General features: G+C 39.8%; 14 protein-coding genes. 12 read left to right on the forward strand and 2 right to left on the reverse strand.

The annotated features are described in order from the left end of the window. Positions 1-9 precede the first annotated feature (9 nt). Positions 10-2,367 carry a mechanosensitive ion channel family protein gene (locus AC1DDK_RS05830; RefSeq protein ID WP_337716784.1) on the reverse strand — a complete coding sequence of 786 codons (2,358 nt, stop codon included), beginning with the start codon at positions 2,365-2,367 and terminating at the stop codon, positions 10-12. A gap of 243 nt (positions 2,368-2,610) precedes the next feature. Here AC1DDK_RS05830 and AC1DDK_RS05835 point away from each other — a divergent pair, with 243 nt between their 5' ends. The 9 genes from AC1DDK_RS05835 to AC1DDK_RS05875 all read left to right on the forward strand — a co-directional run bounded on the left by AC1DDK_RS05835 (position 2,611) and on the right by AC1DDK_RS05875 (position 16,508). Beyond that, a complete protein-coding gene (locus AC1DDK_RS05835) occupies positions 2,611-3,294 on the forward strand; it encodes a GntR family transcriptional regulator (protein ID WP_337716785.1) in 684 nt (227 codons plus the stop codon). A 162-nt stretch (positions 3,295-3,456) separates the two neighbouring features. Continuing rightward, positions 3,457-4,620: a galactonate dehydratase gene (gene dgoD / locus AC1DDK_RS05840; RefSeq protein ID WP_172660070.1), complete on the forward strand. Its 1,164-nt coding sequence runs from the start codon at positions 3,457-3,459 to the stop codon at positions 4,618-4,620. Between the two features lie 19 nt (positions 4,621-4,639). Then, positions 4,640-5,902, forward strand: coding sequence for an MFS transporter (locus AC1DDK_RS05845; RefSeq protein WP_172660071.1), 1,263 nt, complete (start codon positions 4,640-4,642; stop codon positions 5,900-5,902). Positions 5,903-5,916: 14 nt separating this feature from the next. Further along, positions 5,917-6,669 carry an SDR family NAD(P)-dependent oxidoreductase gene (locus AC1DDK_RS05850; RefSeq protein ID WP_172660072.1) on the forward strand — a complete coding sequence of 251 codons (753 nt, stop codon included), beginning with the start codon at positions 5,917-5,919 and terminating at the stop codon, positions 6,667-6,669. Positions 6,670-6,863: 194 nt separating this feature from the next. After that, a complete protein-coding gene (locus tag AC1DDK_RS05855; protein WP_337716787.1) occupies positions 6,864-10,019 on the forward strand; it encodes a SusC/RagA family TonB-linked outer membrane protein in 3,156 nt (1,051 codons plus the stop codon). A gap of 18 nt (positions 10,020-10,037) precedes the next feature. Continuing rightward, positions 10,038-11,894, forward strand: a complete 1,857-nt coding sequence (locus tag AC1DDK_RS05860) for a RagB/SusD family nutrient uptake outer membrane protein (RefSeq protein WP_337716789.1) — start codon at positions 10,038-10,040, stop codon at positions 11,892-11,894. 10 nt (positions 11,895-11,904) lie between these two features. Then, positions 11,905-13,839, forward strand: coding sequence for a hypothetical protein (locus tag AC1DDK_RS05865; protein WP_337716791.1), 1,935 nt, complete (start codon positions 11,905-11,907; stop codon positions 13,837-13,839). Between the two features lie 6 nt (positions 13,840-13,845). Further along, positions 13,846-15,231 (forward strand): SGNH/GDSL hydrolase family protein, encoded by a 1,386-nt coding sequence (locus tag AC1DDK_RS05870; protein ID WP_337716793.1) that lies wholly within the window; start codon positions 13,846-13,848, stop codon positions 15,229-15,231. 17 nt (positions 15,232-15,248) lie between these two features. Beyond that, on the forward strand, positions 15,249-16,508 hold the full coding sequence (locus AC1DDK_RS05875; protein WP_337716795.1) for a polysaccharide pyruvyl transferase family protein: 1,260 nt from the start codon (positions 15,249-15,251) through the stop codon (positions 16,506-16,508). Positions 16,509-16,521: 13 nt separating this feature from the next. Here AC1DDK_RS05875 and AC1DDK_RS05880 read toward each other — a convergent pair whose 3' ends face one another. Next, positions 16,522-17,394, reverse strand: a complete 873-nt coding sequence (locus tag AC1DDK_RS05880; RefSeq protein ID WP_288879150.1) for a helix-turn-helix domain-containing protein — start codon at positions 17,392-17,394, stop codon at positions 16,522-16,524. Between the two features lie 203 nt (positions 17,395-17,597). On the opposite strand from AC1DDK_RS05880, the gene hxlB reads away from it, so the two are divergent. From hxlB to AC1DDK_RS05895, 3 genes are all read left to right on the forward strand, one after another. Continuing rightward, positions 17,598-18,188 carry a 6-phospho-3-hexuloisomerase gene (hxlB, locus tag AC1DDK_RS05885; RefSeq protein WP_172660079.1) on the forward strand — a complete coding sequence of 197 codons (591 nt, stop codon included), beginning with the start codon at positions 17,598-17,600 and terminating at the stop codon, positions 18,186-18,188. Between the two features lie 29 nt (positions 18,189-18,217). Continuing rightward, positions 18,218-18,850, forward strand: a complete 633-nt coding sequence (gene hxlA, locus AC1DDK_RS05890; RefSeq protein ID WP_172660080.1) for a 3-hexulose-6-phosphate synthase — start codon at positions 18,218-18,220, stop codon at positions 18,848-18,850. 142 nt (positions 18,851-18,992) lie between these two features. Beyond that, positions 18,993-19,304 carry an antibiotic biosynthesis monooxygenase family protein gene (locus AC1DDK_RS05895; RefSeq protein WP_172660081.1) on the forward strand — a complete coding sequence of 104 codons (312 nt, stop codon included), beginning with the start codon at positions 18,993-18,995 and terminating at the stop codon, positions 19,302-19,304. Positions 19,305-19,314: the final 10 nt, after the last annotated feature.

Genomic DNA, 19,314 nt, shown 5'->3' on the forward strand with positions numbered 1-19,314 from the left:
AGATAGGAACTATAAAATTTCTATTTCTTTCTCTTCAAAGGTCTCAAATATTTGTGCAATGATTATATTTCTTGTAAGATCTGCATTTGAAATATCCTTGCACCAGAAATATATTTTTATGCTGCTGTTTACCTTACTCACAGGACTGATCATAATTACGGGTTCCTTGTTTACAAAGACGTTATCATTTTTAGTAATAATATCTCTGATCTGATGTACTACTTCAGTTGAATTGAAAGGTTTAGCGATAGTTAAAGAAATGTCTATACGCATTTGGTTATTGCTAAGGGTCCAATTGATGATATTGTTCGACAAAATGGCCCCGTTGGGAATAATAATCTCTGCACCTTCGTCACTAAGCAGTGTACTGGCGCGGACACCGATTTCCTTAACCCTTCCTTTTTTATTGCTTAGCTCTACCACATCTCCGATGCGGATAGTTTTATCAAAAATAAGGATGATCCCCGATACGAAATTGCTTACGATATTCTGTAAGCCCAGCCCGATACCTACACCAAGGGCGCCAAGGATTACGGTGATTTTGTCAATTGGCAATCCAGATGCTGCCACAGCAATAAGGAATCCTCCAATGAGTAATACCAATCGTGTAATTAGCAATTTCGAGCGCTCTCCTTTATTGTCTTCTATTCCATCGTCGCCGGTATCTCCAAAGAAGTAGGCAATGTACTTCTGTAAAAAGTTGGCAATCCAAATGATGCCTAAAAAGAGTACAATACCGCCAAAGGTAAAAGAGAAGTTTCCTATAGTTCTTTTTTCATTAAGGATCTCCATTAAAGATTCATAAAGACCGTTAAAAATATTAAGATTGGTGGTAAATATCACAAACCAGATAATTGTAGCACCAACACCGGTTAGCCTTTTAAGGCCTGCGATAACAGGGTGCCAATCGAAATACTCAGGATAGCCTTTGCGGATTCTGCTACTTTTCATTTGAAGCAGAAAAGCCTCCACCAATACTTTCGCAAGAATGGTTAAGGATATGGCATTTAGCAAGGAGTTTACACCTGTCGAATAAAAAATTTGGGTAAGTGTGAAGCGGCCAAAAATATTGCATAAAGTAGCAATGACTGCAAATATGGTATAGATAAATCCCGTAAGGAGTATCATTCTATATTTTTTTGCCTGCTCATCTATCTTCTTCAAAATAATGACGCCGTAGACGGTAGAACTGAGACTAAGGAAAAGAAGGAGCCAGCGTTGATATCTTGGTGGCATGCCTAAAAGACGCAGAAAAACAGGTGCAAGAAGAAGCAGTACAAATATGCACCAAGGGTAAAATAATTTTGACGATAGTTTTTTACGAAAAAATGCTGTCAGCAAAACTGCAAGTAAGATCTGTACCGATTCGATATAAAGTGCCGGGGCCATGAGGTCAAAAATCGGCGCCAGCGTAAAGAGCATGATAAAGGTAATTAGATAGGGTTGCGGACTGAGTAAAGAGAAATCGTCAACTGCTTCCAACCTGTCGCGTTGTTTCATGCTTCTGAAATTGAAAAATACCCAGAAGAAGAAAGTAGCACAGGTAAGGAACAGTAAAAAACGGCTGCTGCGGGTGTATACAAAATAATAGCCTGATATTTCCTGTTCCCCATTGATAAACTTGCGGAATCCAACACCCCTGGTCTTACCACTTGCTGATTCCCAAAGGTAACGTCGTTCTTTTCCGAAAGCTTTTATACTTACTGCATCAAGCTGGTTATCGGTAAGATACATTAACTCCTTAATGTTTATCAGATTGGCCGATGTTCGCGCCTGCAGGTTATTAATTGACGATGTTGTTGTCTTTAGCAGACTGTCCATTACCACACGTTTTTTCTGTAGCTCTGCAAATTGATCTTTAAACATAATGCGCATAGAAGGCAGCGTAAAAAGTTTAATCAGCACGGTGTCTTTGCGTAGATTAAGAATTTCCGTTTTTAATTCCCTTAACTCTTTTTCGTATTCATCCAGATCCGACAGGCAATCTTTGTTGTTTGTTTGAAGTTCTTTAAGTAAGGTCTGATCCATTTGCAGGTTTTGCAAATTCAACATTCTTTCACTTTGTGTAAGCCTATTTTTGAGTAAGGCAAGAGCAGCCTCATCTTGTGTTAAATGTGCCGTTATGGGATTTAGTTTCTTAAAAGAACCAACTGTAACGGGAACTTTGTTTACCGTTTCGAATACCTTCTCTAAATGAATCAGATAATCGCCCTTTGTCAAGGTTGCAGAGTCAGAAAGGATAGAAATGTCCTGACCTTTATCCATTGCCTTATTTTTCTGTGCAAAAGTAGAGACGGAAAGGCACAAGACCATTACCAGGGATATTGTGAGGTGAATTGCTATTGAAAAAGGATTTTTTATTGTCATTTGATCCATAGGAAGTATTGAAGATGTATCCAGAATATAAAAATGCTTTGGATTGTCAAAAATAGTTAATACAATTGTGATAATAGGTTAGAAAAAAGAATTCCATATAAAATCCTCATTGTTTCCTGCACCATTACCGAAGACTTTTCTGAAGAAATATTTTAGCCAAGTATGGCCGCAGTTAGTTGGTATATTGTATATAATATATATTGTATATTTGATCATCATTTAAAATTTGCAACATTGAAAGATAAAATACAATCCGACTCATTAAACCAGTTAGCTGATCCGACATATTCCAGGGTACGGGAAAAATTAAGAGAAGATATTCTTTCTGGTTATTTTATTTCGGGAGAAAGGCTAAAGATCGCTGAGTTGGTTGAGCGGTATAAAGTAAGCCAGATGCCCATAAGAGAAGCATTGCAACAATTGCAGGGTGAAGGATTGCTGATCATTGAGCCAAATAAAGGAGCCCATGTCAGAAAAGTTGATCAACAATTTTTAGAAAATATTTATGAGATCAGACAGCTAATTGAAGTTTATCTTACGGTTAAGTGTATAGAAAACTTAAAGGAAAAGGATCTGAAGCAGCTCAATCAACTGCAAAAAGGATATGAAACAGCAGCAGCAAAGAAAGATCATACCGGCTGTTTACAATTCAATAAACGGTTCCATTCTGCAATTTATGAATTGGCCAATAATGCTGAAGGTTTGCAGATATTGGAAAAACACTGGCAGTTGATCAATACGTTACGCCTGACTTATGGCTTTGGTGTAGAGCGGACAAATGAGGTTATAGAGGAACATCGTGCAATAATTAGCGCCTTGGAAAACAGAAATCCCATAGAAGTAGAAGCTGCAGCCGCCAGGCATTGCGTTAACGCCAAAGCCGACCTTCTACGTCAGATAGGAGATAGATTAAAATAGGATTTATTCATTTCTGAGGTAAGATAGTTAGGATGTTGTTAATGAAACGCCAGCTATTTTGTGGTATTTATAAATGTTTACTTTCATATTGTATATTGTATACAATATACTAAATTTGAATTATTATGAAACGCTGCCGGTAGAAATTATAAGTACATTATTATGAAGATCACTGAAATTAAAACCTTTATTTGCCATTCCTACAGAACGAACTGGGTGTTTGTGAAAGTAATCACAGATTCTGGTCTTTACGGAGTAGGTGAGGCAACGCTGGAAATGAGGGAATTAACTGTTGTGCAGGCGGTAAATGAACTTAAAAGATATTTAATAGGTAAAGACCCTCATCATATAGAAGCAATCTGGCACGATTGCTACCGCGATGCCTATTGGCGGGGTGGGGTAGTTTTAATGAGCGCACTGGCTGCCGTTGATATGGCATTATGGGATATCAAAGGCAAAGATCTGGGGGTGCCAGTCTATCAGTTACTGGGCGGAAAAGTAAGAGATGCTGTTCCATGTTATGCAAATGGATGGTTTGCCCCGGCTAAAACGCCCGAAGAATTTGCTGCAAAAGCTAAGGAAGCCGTTAAAAAGGGTTTTAAAGGTCTTAAATGGGATCCTTTTGGTTCGGCCTACATGAACCTGACCAAAAAAGAATTTGCTTACGCTTTGAAGTGCATTGGTGCTGTTACAAATGCTGTTGGAAAAGAAATAGATATTTTAATTGAAGGTCATGGACGATTTAACATGCCGACAGCCATTAGGGTAGCTCATGCCCTGGAAGATTTTGACATTACCTGGTTCGAAGAGCCTATTCCACCAGACCACATGGAAGGATTGGCACAATTAAGAAAGAAAACTAAAGTTCCGATTGCAGCAGGGGAACGTCTATATAGCAGGTGGGATTATCGAAGTTTTCTAAATCAGGATTGTGCAGATTTCATTCAACCTGATGTGAGCCATGCTGGGGGTATCTCCGAACTAAAAAAGATTGCTGCGATGGCTGAGTGCTATTATATTCCGCTTTGTCCTCACAATCCTAGCGGACCAGTAGCAAATGCAGCAACCTTGCATATTGCAGCTTCCACACCTAACTTTCATTTTTTGGAAACGATGAGCAGTGATGTACCTTATCGAAACAAAATAAGTACTGAAAAAATTGAATTTACCAATGGAATGATGCAAATTAACGATTTGCCAGGTCTTGGAATAGACATCAATGAAGAGGCAATCAAGGAGCATACATATGAACCAAGAGACTTAAGGCATTACAATGGTAAGCTTACTGAAATCAGACCGCAAGATGCCATTGGCTATTTTGCTTAATAATTTTCTAAAATGAAAAATGATCAGATATAACGCTCCACGTAACTTAAAATTGAAATCCTTTAATTGGGAGTTGATTATTCTGCTGTGGCTGGTCTTTTTCTTTAATCAGGCAGACCGACAGGTATTTAATGTGATCCTGCCGCAAATTAAAATAAGTCTGCAGCTTACAGACGCTGAATTGGGTATGATCGCTTCTGTATTCATTTGGGCGATAGGATTATGTGTGCCTTTAAGCGGATATATTGGTGATGTTTTTAGTAAGAAAAAAGTGATCATTTTTAGTCTGCTATTATGGAGTGTTGCCACTTTTTTTACCGGATTCAGTGCAGGATTGATCCATCTGGTAATACTTAGAGGAATTGTGGGAAGCAGTGAATCTTTTTATGCTCCGGCGGCCAACGCGCTTATAGGTGATACATATAAGGATAAAACAGGGTTTGCAATGGCCATACATCAGACTGCACTTTATGCGGGGATTATCATGAGCGGACTGATTGGCGCATTGATAGCAGAAAGGTTTGGGTGGAGTGTGGCTTTTTACATTTTTGGAGGAATAGGAATTGTACTCTCCATTGTACTTGTTGTAAGGTTTAAAAAAGACATTTTACCTGATACTGATTCGTTAGTAATCAAGAAAAAGGTGACCGTGTTTGACGGCTTAAAAGGATTATTTCAAAAGAAAACAGCAGTATTGCTGACTATGGCATTTGCCTGTATGATATTCGTGAATGTGGGCTACCTAACCTGGGCGCCAACATTTTTACATGAAAAATACAAGCTCTCTCTAGCAAACGCCGGCTTTTCCTCCATGTTTTATCATCATGTTTTTGCATTTTTGGGGGTGCTGGCCGGCGGGCGCTTTTCTGACTACCTGGCGAAGACCAATATTGGTTCAAGATTAAAATTGCAAGCATTTGGATTATTGTTGGGCAGTCCTTTTATTTATCTGCTGGGATCAGCAAATGAGCTGATTTGGGTGTATACAGGTATGGGTCTTTTTGGTTTTTTCAGAGGCATTTATGACTCCAATATTTACGCATCTTTATTTTTGGTCACGGCACCTGGAGTAAGGGCATCTGTTTCTGGCGCGATGATTATGTTTGCTTTTTTAATAGGCGCTTTTGCACCATGGATCTTAGGGACGATAAAGCCTACATTAGGATTGTCAAGTGGTCTATCAGCGCTCTCCGTTGTTTATTTACTGGGGAGCATTTTTATTTTTATTGCATTAAGATTTACCCTGGCCAAAGAAATACATGTGGATGCAGAGGCAAAATAAATTTAATTAGTATCATGAGTGAATTAACTGGAAAAACTGCATTAATAACAGGTTCTTTAAGGGGGATTGGCAAAAGTATAGCCCTAACCCTGGCAGAAAAGGGAGCAGATATTATACTTAACGACCTGGCTGAAAGTGAAGACCTTGAAGAAATAGTGAACGGGGTAAGGGCTTTTAACCGCAAGGTATTCTTTAAAGCTGCGGATGTAAGTAGAGAAAAAGATGTGGAAGCACTCTTTTCATTTGCTAAAAACAGCACGGGCAAACTAGATATCCTGGTCAATAATGCAGGAACATCTCAAGCCCAAGATATTTTTGACACCAGTCTTGATGATTGGGAACATGTTTTAGGAACCAATCTCACGAGTTGTTTTCTGTGCGCCAAGTATGCTATGCAAATCATGAGAGAACAGAAAGATGGTAGGATCATTAATATTAGCTCAGTGGTTGGGCAACAGGGGGCACTATATGGCCATGTACATTATTCAGCCAGTAAAAGTGCAATTTTAGGACTAACAAAAACACTTGCCAGAACTGGTGCCCCATTAGGGATCAGAGTAAATTGCATTGCCCCGGGTATTATTGAAACCGATTTACTTACCCAAACACATGGAAATGAAGGAATTGTAAGAATTGCTGAGAATGTACCTTTGGGTATTGGACAGCCACGTGATATTGGCCTGGCAGTCGCTTTCCTGGCAGGTGAGGGTGGTAATTATATTACGGGAGCAACCATTGATATTAATGGGGGACTTTATTTTCGTTGAGGGTTTTTTATCTAAATGGTGCTATATCGATTTGATTATTAATATAATCATCTTTTTTTAGTGGTTTTATTGCAGTATTTGTATTAATATAATTATATATTGTATACAATATATAATTATATTAAGTTTGTATATGAGTCTGTAATTGTTGCCGGATCAGACATAGGATTGATTTTACACTAACCAAATATAATATGTTAACCAAACCACTAAATCTTTGTGGGACCATTACTTTCAGCGTGATTTTTACCTGGATATTGGTAATGGCTTTACCATCGGCTGGAAATGCGCAAAGCAAAAACATTTCAGGTAAAGTAACCTCGTCTGACAATGAACCGCTCTTCGGTGTCACCATATTTGAAAAAAACACTAAAACCGGAGCCACTACCGATGCTGATGGCAAATTTGTGATTACAGTTTCAAATGCAAATGCCACTTTATCATTCAGGTACGTTGGTTACCAATCAAGGGATATCCCTTTAAACGGCAAGAACATCATCAACCTTGCTCTTAAAAGTCTTGATAATGCATTGAATGAGATTGTAGTGATTGGCTATGGTGCAACCGCACGAAAAGACCTAACCGGATCTGTCGGGCAAGTGAAAATGGATGAATTTGAGAAGGCACCGGTAAAATCATTTGACGAGGCCCTGGCCGGAAGAGTAGCTGGTGTTCAGGTTTCAGGCGCCGATGGGCAGCCTGGGTCAATAAATAATATTGTGATAAGGGGAGCAGGTTCAATCACACAAGACACCTCACCATTATATGTTGTAGATGGTTTTCCATTAGAAGATGCGAACAATAACTCCATAAATCCAGCAGATATTGCGGCTATCGATATTTTAAAAGATGCATCGGCCACAGCCATCTACGGGGCAAGAGGAGCAAACGGAGTAATCATTATTACCACCAAAAGAGGAAATATAGGTGATCCGGTGATTGCTTACAATGGGTACTATGGTTTTCAGAAAAATACAAAAACCATCGATTTAATGAGCCCCTATGAATTTGTAAAATACCAGTTAGAGCTTGATCCGGCAAATACGAACACAACCTATCTAGCCGATGGGAAAACACTTGACGACTATAAAAATGTAACGGGAATTAATTTTCAGGATCAAATTTATCGGAACGCCCCCATGCAAAGTCATGATATCTCAATAAGGGGTGGGGCTGATAAAACACGTTATTCGATCTCAGGAAACATCATTGGCCAGGATGGGGTGGTTTTAAACTCCGATTTCAAACGTTACCAGGGACGAATTACACTTGATCAGAATGTAAATCAAAAATTAAAAATTGGGGTTAACCTAAATTATAGTTATAGTGCATCTAACGGAAGTATAGTTAATGCTGCCTCGCCAATCCAATCTGCCAGTACCAATCTGCTTTATGCAGTATGGGGCTATCGTCCTGTAAGTGGTAACGATAATAATCTTGATGATGAACTATTTGATCCGGGCTTCGACTATAATGTAATTGCTGATTACAGGGTTAATCCGGTGATTTCTGCTAAAAATGAACTTCGGCGCCGGTTGATCACAGGATTAATCGCGAACGGCTATGCGGAATACAAAATTATTCCATCTCTTACCCTAAGAGTTACAGGCGGCATCACCAATAATATGCAGAGAGATGAGGCCTTTAATAACTCCCAGACCCGACTGGGTAATCCACGTAATTCGAGTGGTGTGAACGGATCAGTTTATTATAACCCTTCTACCGTTTGGCTAAATGAAAATACACTCAGCTATAAAAAGATTTTTAATAAGGTGCATGATCTTACTGTATTGGCAGGGTATACCATGCAAGGAAATAAAACGGGAGTAAATGGCTTTGCTGCTCTCAACGTACCTAATGAATCATTAGGCCTTGATGGTTTAGATGAATCGCCTTCCCTGATCGGTACTTCATTAAGTTCCAGATGGGGCCTTTTGTCGTACCTCGGGCGCATAAATTATAATTATAAATCAAAATATTACTTTACTGCGTCTTTCCGTTCCGATGGATCTTCAAAATTCGCACAGGGGAAGCGCTGGGGGTATTTTCCTTCTGGTGCACTATCATGGCGGATGAGTGCTGAGGAGTTTATGAAGAAATTTACATTTATTTCTGATGCTAAACTACGTTTAAGTTACGGCGAGACAGGCAACAATAGGGTTGCCGACTTTTCCTATCTCGACCAGATCACACAACCCAATTCCGCGGGTTATTCCTATGGCAATGGCTCGCCTTCTAAAGGAGCTATCTTAAGTGCTTTTGGAAATGCCAACTTAAAATGGGAAACTACAAAACAAGTGAATATTGGTTATGATTTAAGCCTTTTTAAACAACGTGTAAATGTAACTCTTGACATTTACAGAAAAACAACCCATGATCTGTTATTGCAGGCCCTTTTGCCTTATACCACCGGATTGTCTGATGCCTATAAAAACGTAGGGAAAATGCAAAATCAAGGTCTTGAAATCTCACTGAGCACGGTTAATATTCATGGGAAGGAATTTAACTGGAGTTCAAGTTTTAACATCAGTTTCAATAGAAACAAAGTACTGGCACTTTCTGAGAACCAAACTTCTTTAAAAAGTCCGGTAGGTTTTGATCAAAAATGGAATGCGCTTTCTCCTTACATAGCCCTTCTTGGACAGCCAGTAGGGCAATTTTATGGTGCAATTTGGGATGGTGTTTATCAGTATGAAGATTTTGATAAGAACCCCCAAGGCGTTTATACGCTTAAAGAAAATATTCCCAGAAATGGAAATCCTACGGTGCAACCAGGCGATATCAAATATAAAGACCTTGATGGCGATGGAAATGTTAATGCAAATGATTTTACGGTAATTGGACGCGGTCTTCCTAAGCATACAGGTGGTTTATCAAATAATTTTTCTTATAAAGGATTTGATCTTAATGTATTTCTTCAATGGTCATACGGAAACGACATCATCAACGCTAACCGTATGCTATTTGATGGCAACGGAAAGCAATCCAGGTTTTTCAATCAGTACGCAAGTTATGCCAATAGATGGCAGCCAGATAATCCTAGTAATACTTTGTTTCGAACCGGAGGGCAGGGACCATTTTATTACTCAAGCAGGGTAGTTGAAGATGGGTCTTACCTCCGGTTAAAAACGATATCACTGGGCTATAATTTTCCATCAAGAATATTCCAAAAAGCTCAGCTTAAAAGTTTAAGGATTTACGCTTCTGCTCAAAATATTGCAACATGGACAAATTATTCCGGACCAGATCCTGAAGTGTCCGTCCGAAATTCCACCCTTACCCCCGGATTTGATTTTTCTGCTTATCCCCGGGCAAGCACGCTCATATTCGGATTAAACCTATCATTCTAACTGATCTATTATAAAAGTATGAAACTGATAAAATATTTTTACTTCACCATGCTGGTGGCAGCAGCTACTTCCTGCCAGAAAGTGCTGGATACCAACCCAACGGATTTTATTAACCCAGACGCTTATTACAAAACCCCGGAGCAGTTACAAAGTGCCCTCAATGGTATATACAATTCATTGGGCACTCAGGAGGTATATGGAAATAATTATTTATATATGTTCAATACCAATACAGACGAATCTTATGGTAGAATAGTGGAACTTACAACGTCCTATCAATATGATGCCGCAGATCCCAAAAATGAATTGTTCTGGAAAGGCCTGTATGTAGGTATTGAACGGGCCAATTTATTGCTTTCGAAAGTAGACAATGTAACCATGGACCAAACCGCGAAAGATGTGATCAAGGGGCAAGCATTGTTTCTGCGCGGCTTTCAATATTTTATGTTGGTGAGCAATTATGGCGATGTTCCATTGATCCTTACTCCAACTAAATCAGTAACAGAAGTTAATGTTGCAAGGACACCGATGAAAGATGTTTATGCGCAGATTACAAAGGATATGATTGATGCGGAGGCTTTATTGCAAACGCAAACGGCTACGGTTCTGGGGGCAGGGGGGAAGGTTACCCGAACCGCAGTTCAGGGGATGCTGGCCAGGGTATACCTTTATATGGCAGGCTTTCCGTTAAAGGATACAGAAAAATATAAAGATGCACTGTTCTGGGCCAATAAGGTTGTTAACCCTACAGGAAGCACACCTGAACACGCCCTTAACCCCGATTATAGAGATGTTTTTATTAAATATGCCAGGGAGCAATATGATGTGAAAGAAAGTATGTGGGAATTGGAGTTCTGGGGCAACAATACCGGAGGCGTTAATTTGGGAAACACTTATACCGGGCGCTTTTGTGGAATTACCTGCAATGATGCCAATAAGGGCTTCAGTTCCGGTTCGGTAAACGCGACCCGAAAATTGTATGCTTCCTATCAAGTCAATCCTTTGAGCAATGATAAACCCAATAAGGCTTCTTTCGACTGGAGGAGGGATTGGAACTGTGCTAATTATACTTGGGGTACAGGTGCAACAGCTAAAAAGACCAACGTGACAGGTACCTGGGTTATGAATGCAGGAAAGTGGCGCCGGGAGTATGAAGTTGTGAACCCCAAGGATAAAAACTATACCTCCCAGAATTTCGCATTTTTGCGTTATTCTGATGTACTGCTTATGCTTGCCGAAGCAGAAAACGAAGTTAACGGGCCTGCAAATGCTTATCAGTATGTGAATTTGGTTCGTAAAAGAGCTTACGGCATATTATATGGAAATGTGATTAAGCACATTGCTGTAACCAATGGCGGCTCAGGCTATACCAGTGCTCCCACAGTAACAATCAACGGCGGCGGCGGCAGTGGGGCTACCGCCGAGGCAACCATCTCAGACGGTTCAGTTACTGGAATTACCATTACTTCGCCAGGGACATTAACAGTAGGAGGCCCTTATTATACTTCCGCGCCAACAGTTACCCTTATTGGTGGTGGAGGAACCGGTGCTAACGCTACAGCGATAATTACTGAACCTGATGACGCTGACCTTTCTGCATTGCAAATTTCAAGTAAATCGGAGCTTTTAGAAGCGATAAAAGAAGAAAGATTAAGAGAATTGTGTTTTGAAGGATTAAGGAGAAACGACCTGATCCGCTGGGGCAAATTTGTTGAGGATATGAAGAGCTTTCTGGCATATGCCAACTCAAATGCAGGAACTGCAACGAACATTACTACTGCCGCTACTAAGGTGTCGGCCAGAAACATTTTTATGCCAATTCCTATTCATGATATTCAACTGAATAACTTACTGATACAAAATCCGGGATATTAGTTTTAAAGCTATGAGATTAGTGTACAGAATAATGACCACAGGGCTAATTATCTTTTTGTTCGCGATAGGAGGAAGTATAGTAAGCGCCCAAAGCCTTAAAAATACCGTTTATGACAATTCAAAACCTATTGTACAGGTCCAGCCCCTGGATATGCGAAGAGTTGATCAAATTGTGGCCATGTTACCAGATAAGCCTTTCGGATTCGGGGATAGCTATAAAAACAGGAAAGCCTGGGACATGTTGTTTAAAAGCGGGAAGTATAACAGCGTAATCAGTAGTGCCGACAGCTCACTGAACCTGTCATTTCCGGCCTGGAGTGACGACGATTATTTGGCATACTGGACTAAAGGGACTTCTGTTCCAGGTAAAAATATGCTACAAAAACGCCTCTTATGGCTAACCTGGTATGTATTTGCAGAATGCCTTACGGATAAGGGGAAATATACAAGAGCCGCAGAAAATGCATTACTCGAACTGTGCCGTCAAAAATCCTGGGTAAATCCCACGCACGATTATAACAAGGTAAATTTTGAAGGTAAAAAATACCTGGTCGAATTATCGGCGGTAAGTTATGCACAGCACATTGCACAGGCGCTATATCTGTTAGATGATAAGATCGATCAAAAAGTTAAAGAAGAAGCGATCAAGGCTGTGCAGGAACGGGTATTTGATCCTGTATTAAATTCAATTGCAACAGGAAACAATGAAAATTTCTTTTTAACAAACACCAATAACTTTAATGCAGTATGCCTCTCCGGGACAGTTGGGGCTGCTGAGACGATAATCAACGATAAGACTGAAAGGGCGAAATTTATTGCCATTGCGGAACGCTATCACAAAAATGGAATCCAGGGCTTTCTGCCCGACGGATATTGTACAGAAGGACTAGGCTATTATAATTATGGTTTTGGAAACTTTGTTCTTTTACGTGAAACAGTTTATAAAAGTACTGGTGGAAAAATCGATCTGTTTGCTGATCCAAAAGTAAAACTGATGGCCGAATTCCTTCCCAAAACTGTAATTATCCATGGTGTTTTTCCATCAATTGGCGATTGCCGACCATATACCCAACCCTCACCCTTTATTCTCTTTTATGTAAACCGGAATCTGGGTGTTGATATTTCAGAGTTTAAGAATGTGGTTTTTCCAGATCGTCCTGTGGACCTGGCAACTAGTATCCTTTCTGTTTTTCCGGAAAAGGTATCAGCAAAGCAACTTCCAATCAAAGAATCAGAATCTGACCTGCGATCCTATTTCGATCAGGCGGGGGTACTCACTGTCCGCCCGGCTGCAGCGTCAGAAATGGATATGGGGGTGGCAATAAAAGGGGGCAACAACAATGAACATCATAATCATAACGATGTTGGATCTTTCTCTATTGTAGTAGGAGATGAGGTTTTAATGGGCGATCCGGGGATTATCCCATATACATCAAAAACATTTGGACCAGAAAGGTATTCTTATAAAACCATTGCTTCCTATGGGCATCCGGTGCCGCTCATTGCCGGTCAGCAGCAAATACCAGGTGCTGCAGCAAAAGGCAATGTCCTCAGTACCAGCTTTACCAATGAGCAGGATAAAATGGTTATGGATATTGCCAGCGCTTACCCCGTAGAGGAACTCAAAAAACTGGAACGGGAATTTATTTATAACCGCAAACATAATGGATTTTTTAGCGTAACAGATCATTTTGCATTTAGTGAGGATCAGAGTTATGAAACCGCCCTGATCACCAGAGGTAGCTGGAAGCGGATCAATGCCAATCAAATCGAAATTACCGGCAAAAAAGATAAGTTATTCATTACCATAGTAACTAAAGAAGCGTTTGAAATTAAAAGTGAGGAACTTTCTGAGGGCGGAAAGCCCTATACCAGATTGGCCTTGCGTTTTAAAAAACCAGTAAAGGAGGGAACTGTTGTGACGATTTTTAAACCTTATAAGTAAAAAAGTATGCCGTTATTTTCGCCAAGGTTAAGTGCAGTATTTATTATCCTGTTCATTTCTACATCATTTGGGTTTGCCCAGCAAAACAACAAAAGTTTTTTTCCTGCCGGAAGCAGGGTGTGTTTTATAGGAAACAGCATTACCAACAATGGCGAATACTACAATGACTTATGGATCTATTATGCCACTCGGTTCCCGGCTCAAAAAATACGTTTTTACAACTGCGGAATATCCGGAGATGTTGCAACGGGAATTTTAAAAAGAATGGATAAAGATGTGCTCATCCATCGGCCAACTCAAGCGGTAATGATGATAGGCATGAATGACGTAAAACGGGAACTTTATGGTAAAGCAAATTCTAATGAAACCCTAAAGCAACAGGCATTGGCAGCATATAGGAGCAGCACAGAGGCCGCGGTAAAAATTTTAAAAAAGAATGTAGAAGCTGTTACGCTGCTGAAACCATCTATTTATGACCAGACCGCAGTTATGGAAACAGAAAACCTATATGGTGTAAACGATGCTTTACAGCGTTGTGCAGAACACATGCAATTTTTGTCTGAAAAGTATCATACCAACCTGGTCGATTTTCAATCAGTATTGCTCCGCATCAATAACGAAGAGCAGTTAAAAGACCCTGCTTTTACCATCATCGGTAAAGATCGGGTACACCCACAGTCGGCAGGACATTTTGTAATGGCCTATCAGTTCTTGAAGGATACAAAGTCGCCCCAATACGTATCTAAACTGATTATTGGAGATGATTTAAAAGCATCGCAAGAGGGTAGCTTTAACGCAGAAATAAGAAAACAATCAAATACAGACAGCTCATTAACTTTTGAATGTCTTGAGAAAAGCCTGCCCTTTCCGATTAAGGAATCTGCTGCCGATGCGCTCAAATGGGTTCCCTTTAATGAAGAGTTTAATACGGAATTATTGCAGGTAAAAAAAATATTACCGGGGAACTACCATCTTTTTATTGATGATGTTTTTATTGCAGGGGTTACTGCTAAGAACCTCTCGACGGGGATTAATCTTGCGCTATACAAAAATACGCCTCAATACCGGCAAGCCATAACGGTAATGAATACTTGCATAAAATACAGAGATGTGGAAGCAGTAATCCGCAATCTCCGCTTTGTTGAATTTATGCATCTTTCTGAACTTAAAGATGCATCAGATACAACTCTGGTGGCTGGATATCTTAAAAACCGACTGAAAACATTAAAAAGTGGCGGGCATTATGAATATCACCAGAAACAATTTAAGAATTACTTGCTGAAAAAGAGTTCGGAAACAGAAGCCCTCAGACAATTGTCTGTACTTGCCGACACTATTTATCAGGTAAATCAGCCACAGGTTCATGTTTTTAAGATTGTTAAACAGCAGTAAAGAAAGTTTGATTGAAGATGCAAAGAAGAAAATTTATTAAGAATGCTGCAGTTATGGCTGCACTTCCTGTTATTTCCAGCCTTATGGGAGCTATTGAAAGTGGCTATATTAAAGCGAATTCCAGGATATTACTACGCTCATCCTGGCAAACGGTAAACATAGGTGATATTGGCCACACTTTTGGAATAATGGAACTGTTTAAAACCTATTTGCCTGAGGCAGAGATCACATTATGGCCAAATAGTCTGGATAATGGCGTTGATGTGTTGCTAAAGAAGAGTTTTAGGAACCTAAAACTTGCCCCCGGAAAGATCGATGCATCAGGTAAACCGACAACACCGGCCTTGCAAGAGGCATTTGAAACGTGCGACATCATGGTACATGGTTCCGGACCCTGGATTGTAGTTCCTGCTGATCTCGCCGCATGGCATAAACAAACCGGTAAGCCCTTTGGAATGTACGGAATTTCGCTGGTAGATGCAGATGTCAAATCTTTAGATCTAATTAATAAAGCCTCATTTATCTATTGCAGAGATACTGCTTCATTAGATTACCTGAAATCACTGCGATCTAAATGTCCGATAACTGAGTTTGCCCCGGATGCAACTTTTGCAATCAATCTTCGTAATGATAAACTTGCTGCTGATTACCTGGATTCGAAAGGATTGAAAAGTGGGGAATTTATTTGTGTCATACCACGACTGAGGTACACCCCTTATTGGAAAATGAAGAACATAGAGCCAACAGAGGAGGAATCAAAGAAATACATGATTTCGCAGTACTATAAAGACACCGATCATGCGAAACTTCGTGATGTAATGATCAGATGGGTACGGGAAACGGGATTAAAGATTCTGGCGTGTCCCGAAGTCACATATCAGGTAGAACTGGCCAAAGAAATGCTGATAGACCCACTGCCCGAAGATGTTAAAAAACATGTGATATGGAGAGATACCTATTGGATTCCGGATGAAGCGCAATCAGTTTATGCTAAGGCAAGAGCACTGGTCAGTTTTGAAATGCACTCCCCGATCATAGCCTTTTCATCAAATGTTCCTGCTATTCATCTGAGGCAACCCACAGATACCCGAAAAGGACAAATGTGGGCCGATATTGGTCTTGCAGAGTGGCTTTTTGAAATAGATTTTACAAGCGGAAATCAGATAGGAGATGCCCTGATGGAAATTCACTCCAATTATCCCAAAACATTAAAGAAATTGGCAAAAGCAAAAGAATTTGTGGTCAGCAGGCAAAAAGACTCCATACATAAGATATAATCAATACCCAAGTTTAGCCTTCTATATCGCCAACTAAAGTGTTGAATTTTATCTTTATATGAGTTTTGGCTTGTTTCTGAAATTCTTCTGGTGTTTGCCCGGTTTGCTTTTTAAAGAATCGGCTAAAGTACGGACGGTCAGAAAAACCCAACTCATAAGCAATCTCTTTAATGGTATTCTCGCTGTGAATGATACTGCGTTTTGCCTCCAAAATAAGTCTGTCATGAATCAGTTGCATACCTGTCTTATTTAGTTTGTCCTTAAGGATTTGGTTGAGGCGTTTAGAACTAATCCCTAATTTGCCTGCATAAAAATCAGTGTTTCGAACTTGCTGGTAATTACTTTCCAACAGCATTAAAAATTCATATACCCTTTTTTGATGGATATCCTGGGTGGTGAATTCATGTTCTTTTACCTGGATCAGTTTAAGCAAAAAAACTTTGAGCAATGCCCTTACCATAATAATATTATTGCTGGTATATTCTTTATCCAGTAATTGGAATATTCCCGAAAGTTCAGTGGCTGATGTTTCATTTAGCCTGAGGCAGGAAAATTCACCCTGTACATTAAATATTTTGAAAAGATCAAGAAGAAATTCTTTATCTTCTTCTTCCAGCATACTTCTTTTAAAAGAAATCAGCTCGCCATTTTTTCCCGCTTTATTCAATTGATGAACCCTATATGGGGGGATCAGATAAATCCAGTCAGCCTTTGCCTCCAGTTCTGTGTCTTTTAGTGCGTGTAGGGCTTCTTCATTTTTTAGCCAGACAATCTCAAAAAAATCCTTCCGTCCGGGGTCATTAAGATAACTCGGAGGGCAATTACCCAAATTCCGTATATAAATTAACGATTTTTCAAGTCCCGGTTGCAGTGCTGCATTTATCATGGCATAAAGATAAGGACTATGAGTTTGTTGTATTGGACGATTGGGAAATTATGGTGGACTATTCGGAAACCCTTCTTTTTTTGTGGCTTATTTATGACTTTTTGACCCTTTATTTTCCTGATTGTCCCACATAATGCGCTGATTGTGTAAGGCTAAACCGATTAGCCCTCATTACTTTTACGGAGGATTAAACAATAAGAAAAATGGAGATTGAAAACATAAGTGAGAAGCAGATTGCTAATGATATCCGTGCCAGTCTGGAGATGATTTTAGTTGAAAATACCTGGTTGTTAAAACAAATGGATTTCAACGAAGTGGCCACTCTGGTTAATTATGTTGGGTCTGCTAATCATATTTTTATTATTGCAGCCGGGCGTTCTGGTTTTGCGATGCGGTCGGCTGCAATGCGATTTATGCACCTGGGGCTTAAAGTTTACTTTGTGGGCGAAACCATTACGCCTGCCATACTAAAAGGAGATCTATTAATTGCGGCCTCCGGATCCGGAACAACTAGTACAATTGTAAGGGCGGCACAGAAGGCAAAGGAAGTTGAAGCCATTGTTGTCGCGATCTCAACTCAAGAGCACTCGCTACTTTCTGGTCTTGCAGATCAATTAATTTTGATACCTGCAGCAGGAAAGCAAGATCTTGAGAGCAGTCGCTCTAGGCAATATGCAGGAAGTTTGTTTGAGCAATTCTTGCTGTTATTAATGGATTCAGTATTTCAGTCATTGTGGAAATTTAATGGTATACCAGCCGCAGAGCTATGGAAAAGGCATGCAAATCTTGAATAAATACAATCAATCAATTATATATTATCATTATGGCAAAATTACAAGTAGCAATAGATTTATTAACCACAAAAGAGGCATTGGCATTGGCAGCTAAAGTAGCACCCTATGTAGATATTATTGAACTGGGGACACCTCTGATTAAGAACATGGGGTCGGCAGTTATTACAGCGATGAAAAACGCGCATCCTGATAAATTGGTTTTTGCAGACCTTAAAACTGCAGATGCAGGTGAGTTGGAAGCTGATGTCGCCTTTACTGCTGGTGCAGACTTAGTTACAGTAATGGGAGCAGCGGGAGATGCTACAATCATTGGCGCTGTTAAAGCAGCAAAAGCCCATGGCAAAGGGGTTGTTGTAGACACGATTGGTTATCCGGATCGGGTGAGACGCGCTCAGGAAGTAAGTAAACTGGGAGTGGAATTTGTAGAGCTTCACGCTGGTTTAGACGAACAGTGGACAGATGGTTATTCAATTCAGGTATTGATAGACGAAGCTGCAAGAGTTGGAGTTCCTGTTTCTGTAGCGGGTGGTGTAAACATCAGTAATGTGGTCGCTGTTGTCGAAGCGGGAGCAAAAGTGATAGTTGCAGGTGCAGCAATTTATGGAGCCGAAGATCCGGCAGCAGCTGCGAAGGAATTGCGTGAGGCAATTGATGCGGTATAGCGCCATTTGAGTTTGCTATTTAAGAATGTAGACGATTTTGAAAATGAATTAAGAAGGTCTTTTAATCGCAATTGAAAGACCTTCTTAATTCATTTTCAATTTATAATTTTCTATATTGTTAATCATTAACAAAAAGCCCAATATGATATTAGAAGTTGCTGCCCTGTATATTAAGGAAGGACGAAATGATCAATTTGAATCAGATTTTATAGAAGCGGGTCAATATATAAGTTCAATAACCGGATACATCAGACATAGTTTGCAGAAATGTATTGAACAAGACAACAAATACTTATTACTTGTTGAATGGGAAAATCTCGAAGACCATACAATTGGATTCAGACAATCTGAAGTATATAACAATTGGAAAGAGGCTTTACATCATTATTACGATCCATTTCCAATAGTAGAACACTTTCATGTTGTGGTTACCAATCCGTTACCAGCACATTAAAGGCGTAAAA

This window comes from Pedobacter sp. 05T44, from assembly GCF_056395985.1.

Coding starts and splice junctions, on each gene's coding strand:
- dgoD (WP_172660070.1), top strand. CDS start 3,457: ATGAAGATCACTGAAATTAAAACCTTTATTTGCCATTCCTACAGAACG.
- AC1DDK_RS05865 (WP_337716791.1), top strand. CDS start 11,905: ATGAGATTAGTGTACAGAATAATGACCACAGGGCTAATTATCTTTTTG.
- AC1DDK_RS05845 (WP_172660071.1), top strand. CDS start 4,640: ATGATCAGATATAACGCTCCACGTAACTTAAAATTGAAATCCTTTAAT.
- AC1DDK_RS05830 (WP_337716784.1), bottom strand. CDS start 2,367: ATGACAATAAAAAATCCTTTTTCAATAGCAATTCACCTCACAATATCC.
- hxlA (WP_172660080.1), top strand. CDS start 18,218: ATGGCAAAATTACAAGTAGCAATAGATTTATTAACCACAAAAGAGGCA.
- AC1DDK_RS05895 (WP_172660081.1), top strand. CDS start 18,993: ATGATATTAGAAGTTGCTGCCCTGTATATTAAGGAAGGACGAAATGAT.
- hxlB (WP_172660079.1), top strand. CDS start 17,598: ATGGAGATTGAAAACATAAGTGAGAAGCAGATTGCTAATGATATCCGT.
- AC1DDK_RS05870 (WP_337716793.1), top strand. CDS start 13,846: ATGCCGTTATTTTCGCCAAGGTTAAGTGCAGTATTTATTATCCTGTTC.
- AC1DDK_RS05860 (WP_337716789.1), top strand. CDS start 10,038: ATGAAACTGATAAAATATTTTTACTTCACCATGCTGGTGGCAGCAGCT.
- AC1DDK_RS05850 (WP_172660072.1), top strand. CDS start 5,917: ATGAGTGAATTAACTGGAAAAACTGCATTAATAACAGGTTCTTTAAGG.
- AC1DDK_RS05875 (WP_337716795.1), top strand. CDS start 15,249: ATGCAAAGAAGAAAATTTATTAAGAATGCTGCAGTTATGGCTGCACTT.
- AC1DDK_RS05880 (WP_288879150.1), bottom strand. CDS start 17,394: ATGATAAATGCAGCACTGCAACCGGGACTTGAAAAATCGTTAATTTAT.
- AC1DDK_RS05855 (WP_337716787.1), top strand. CDS start 6,864: ATGTTAACCAAACCACTAAATCTTTGTGGGACCATTACTTTCAGCGTG.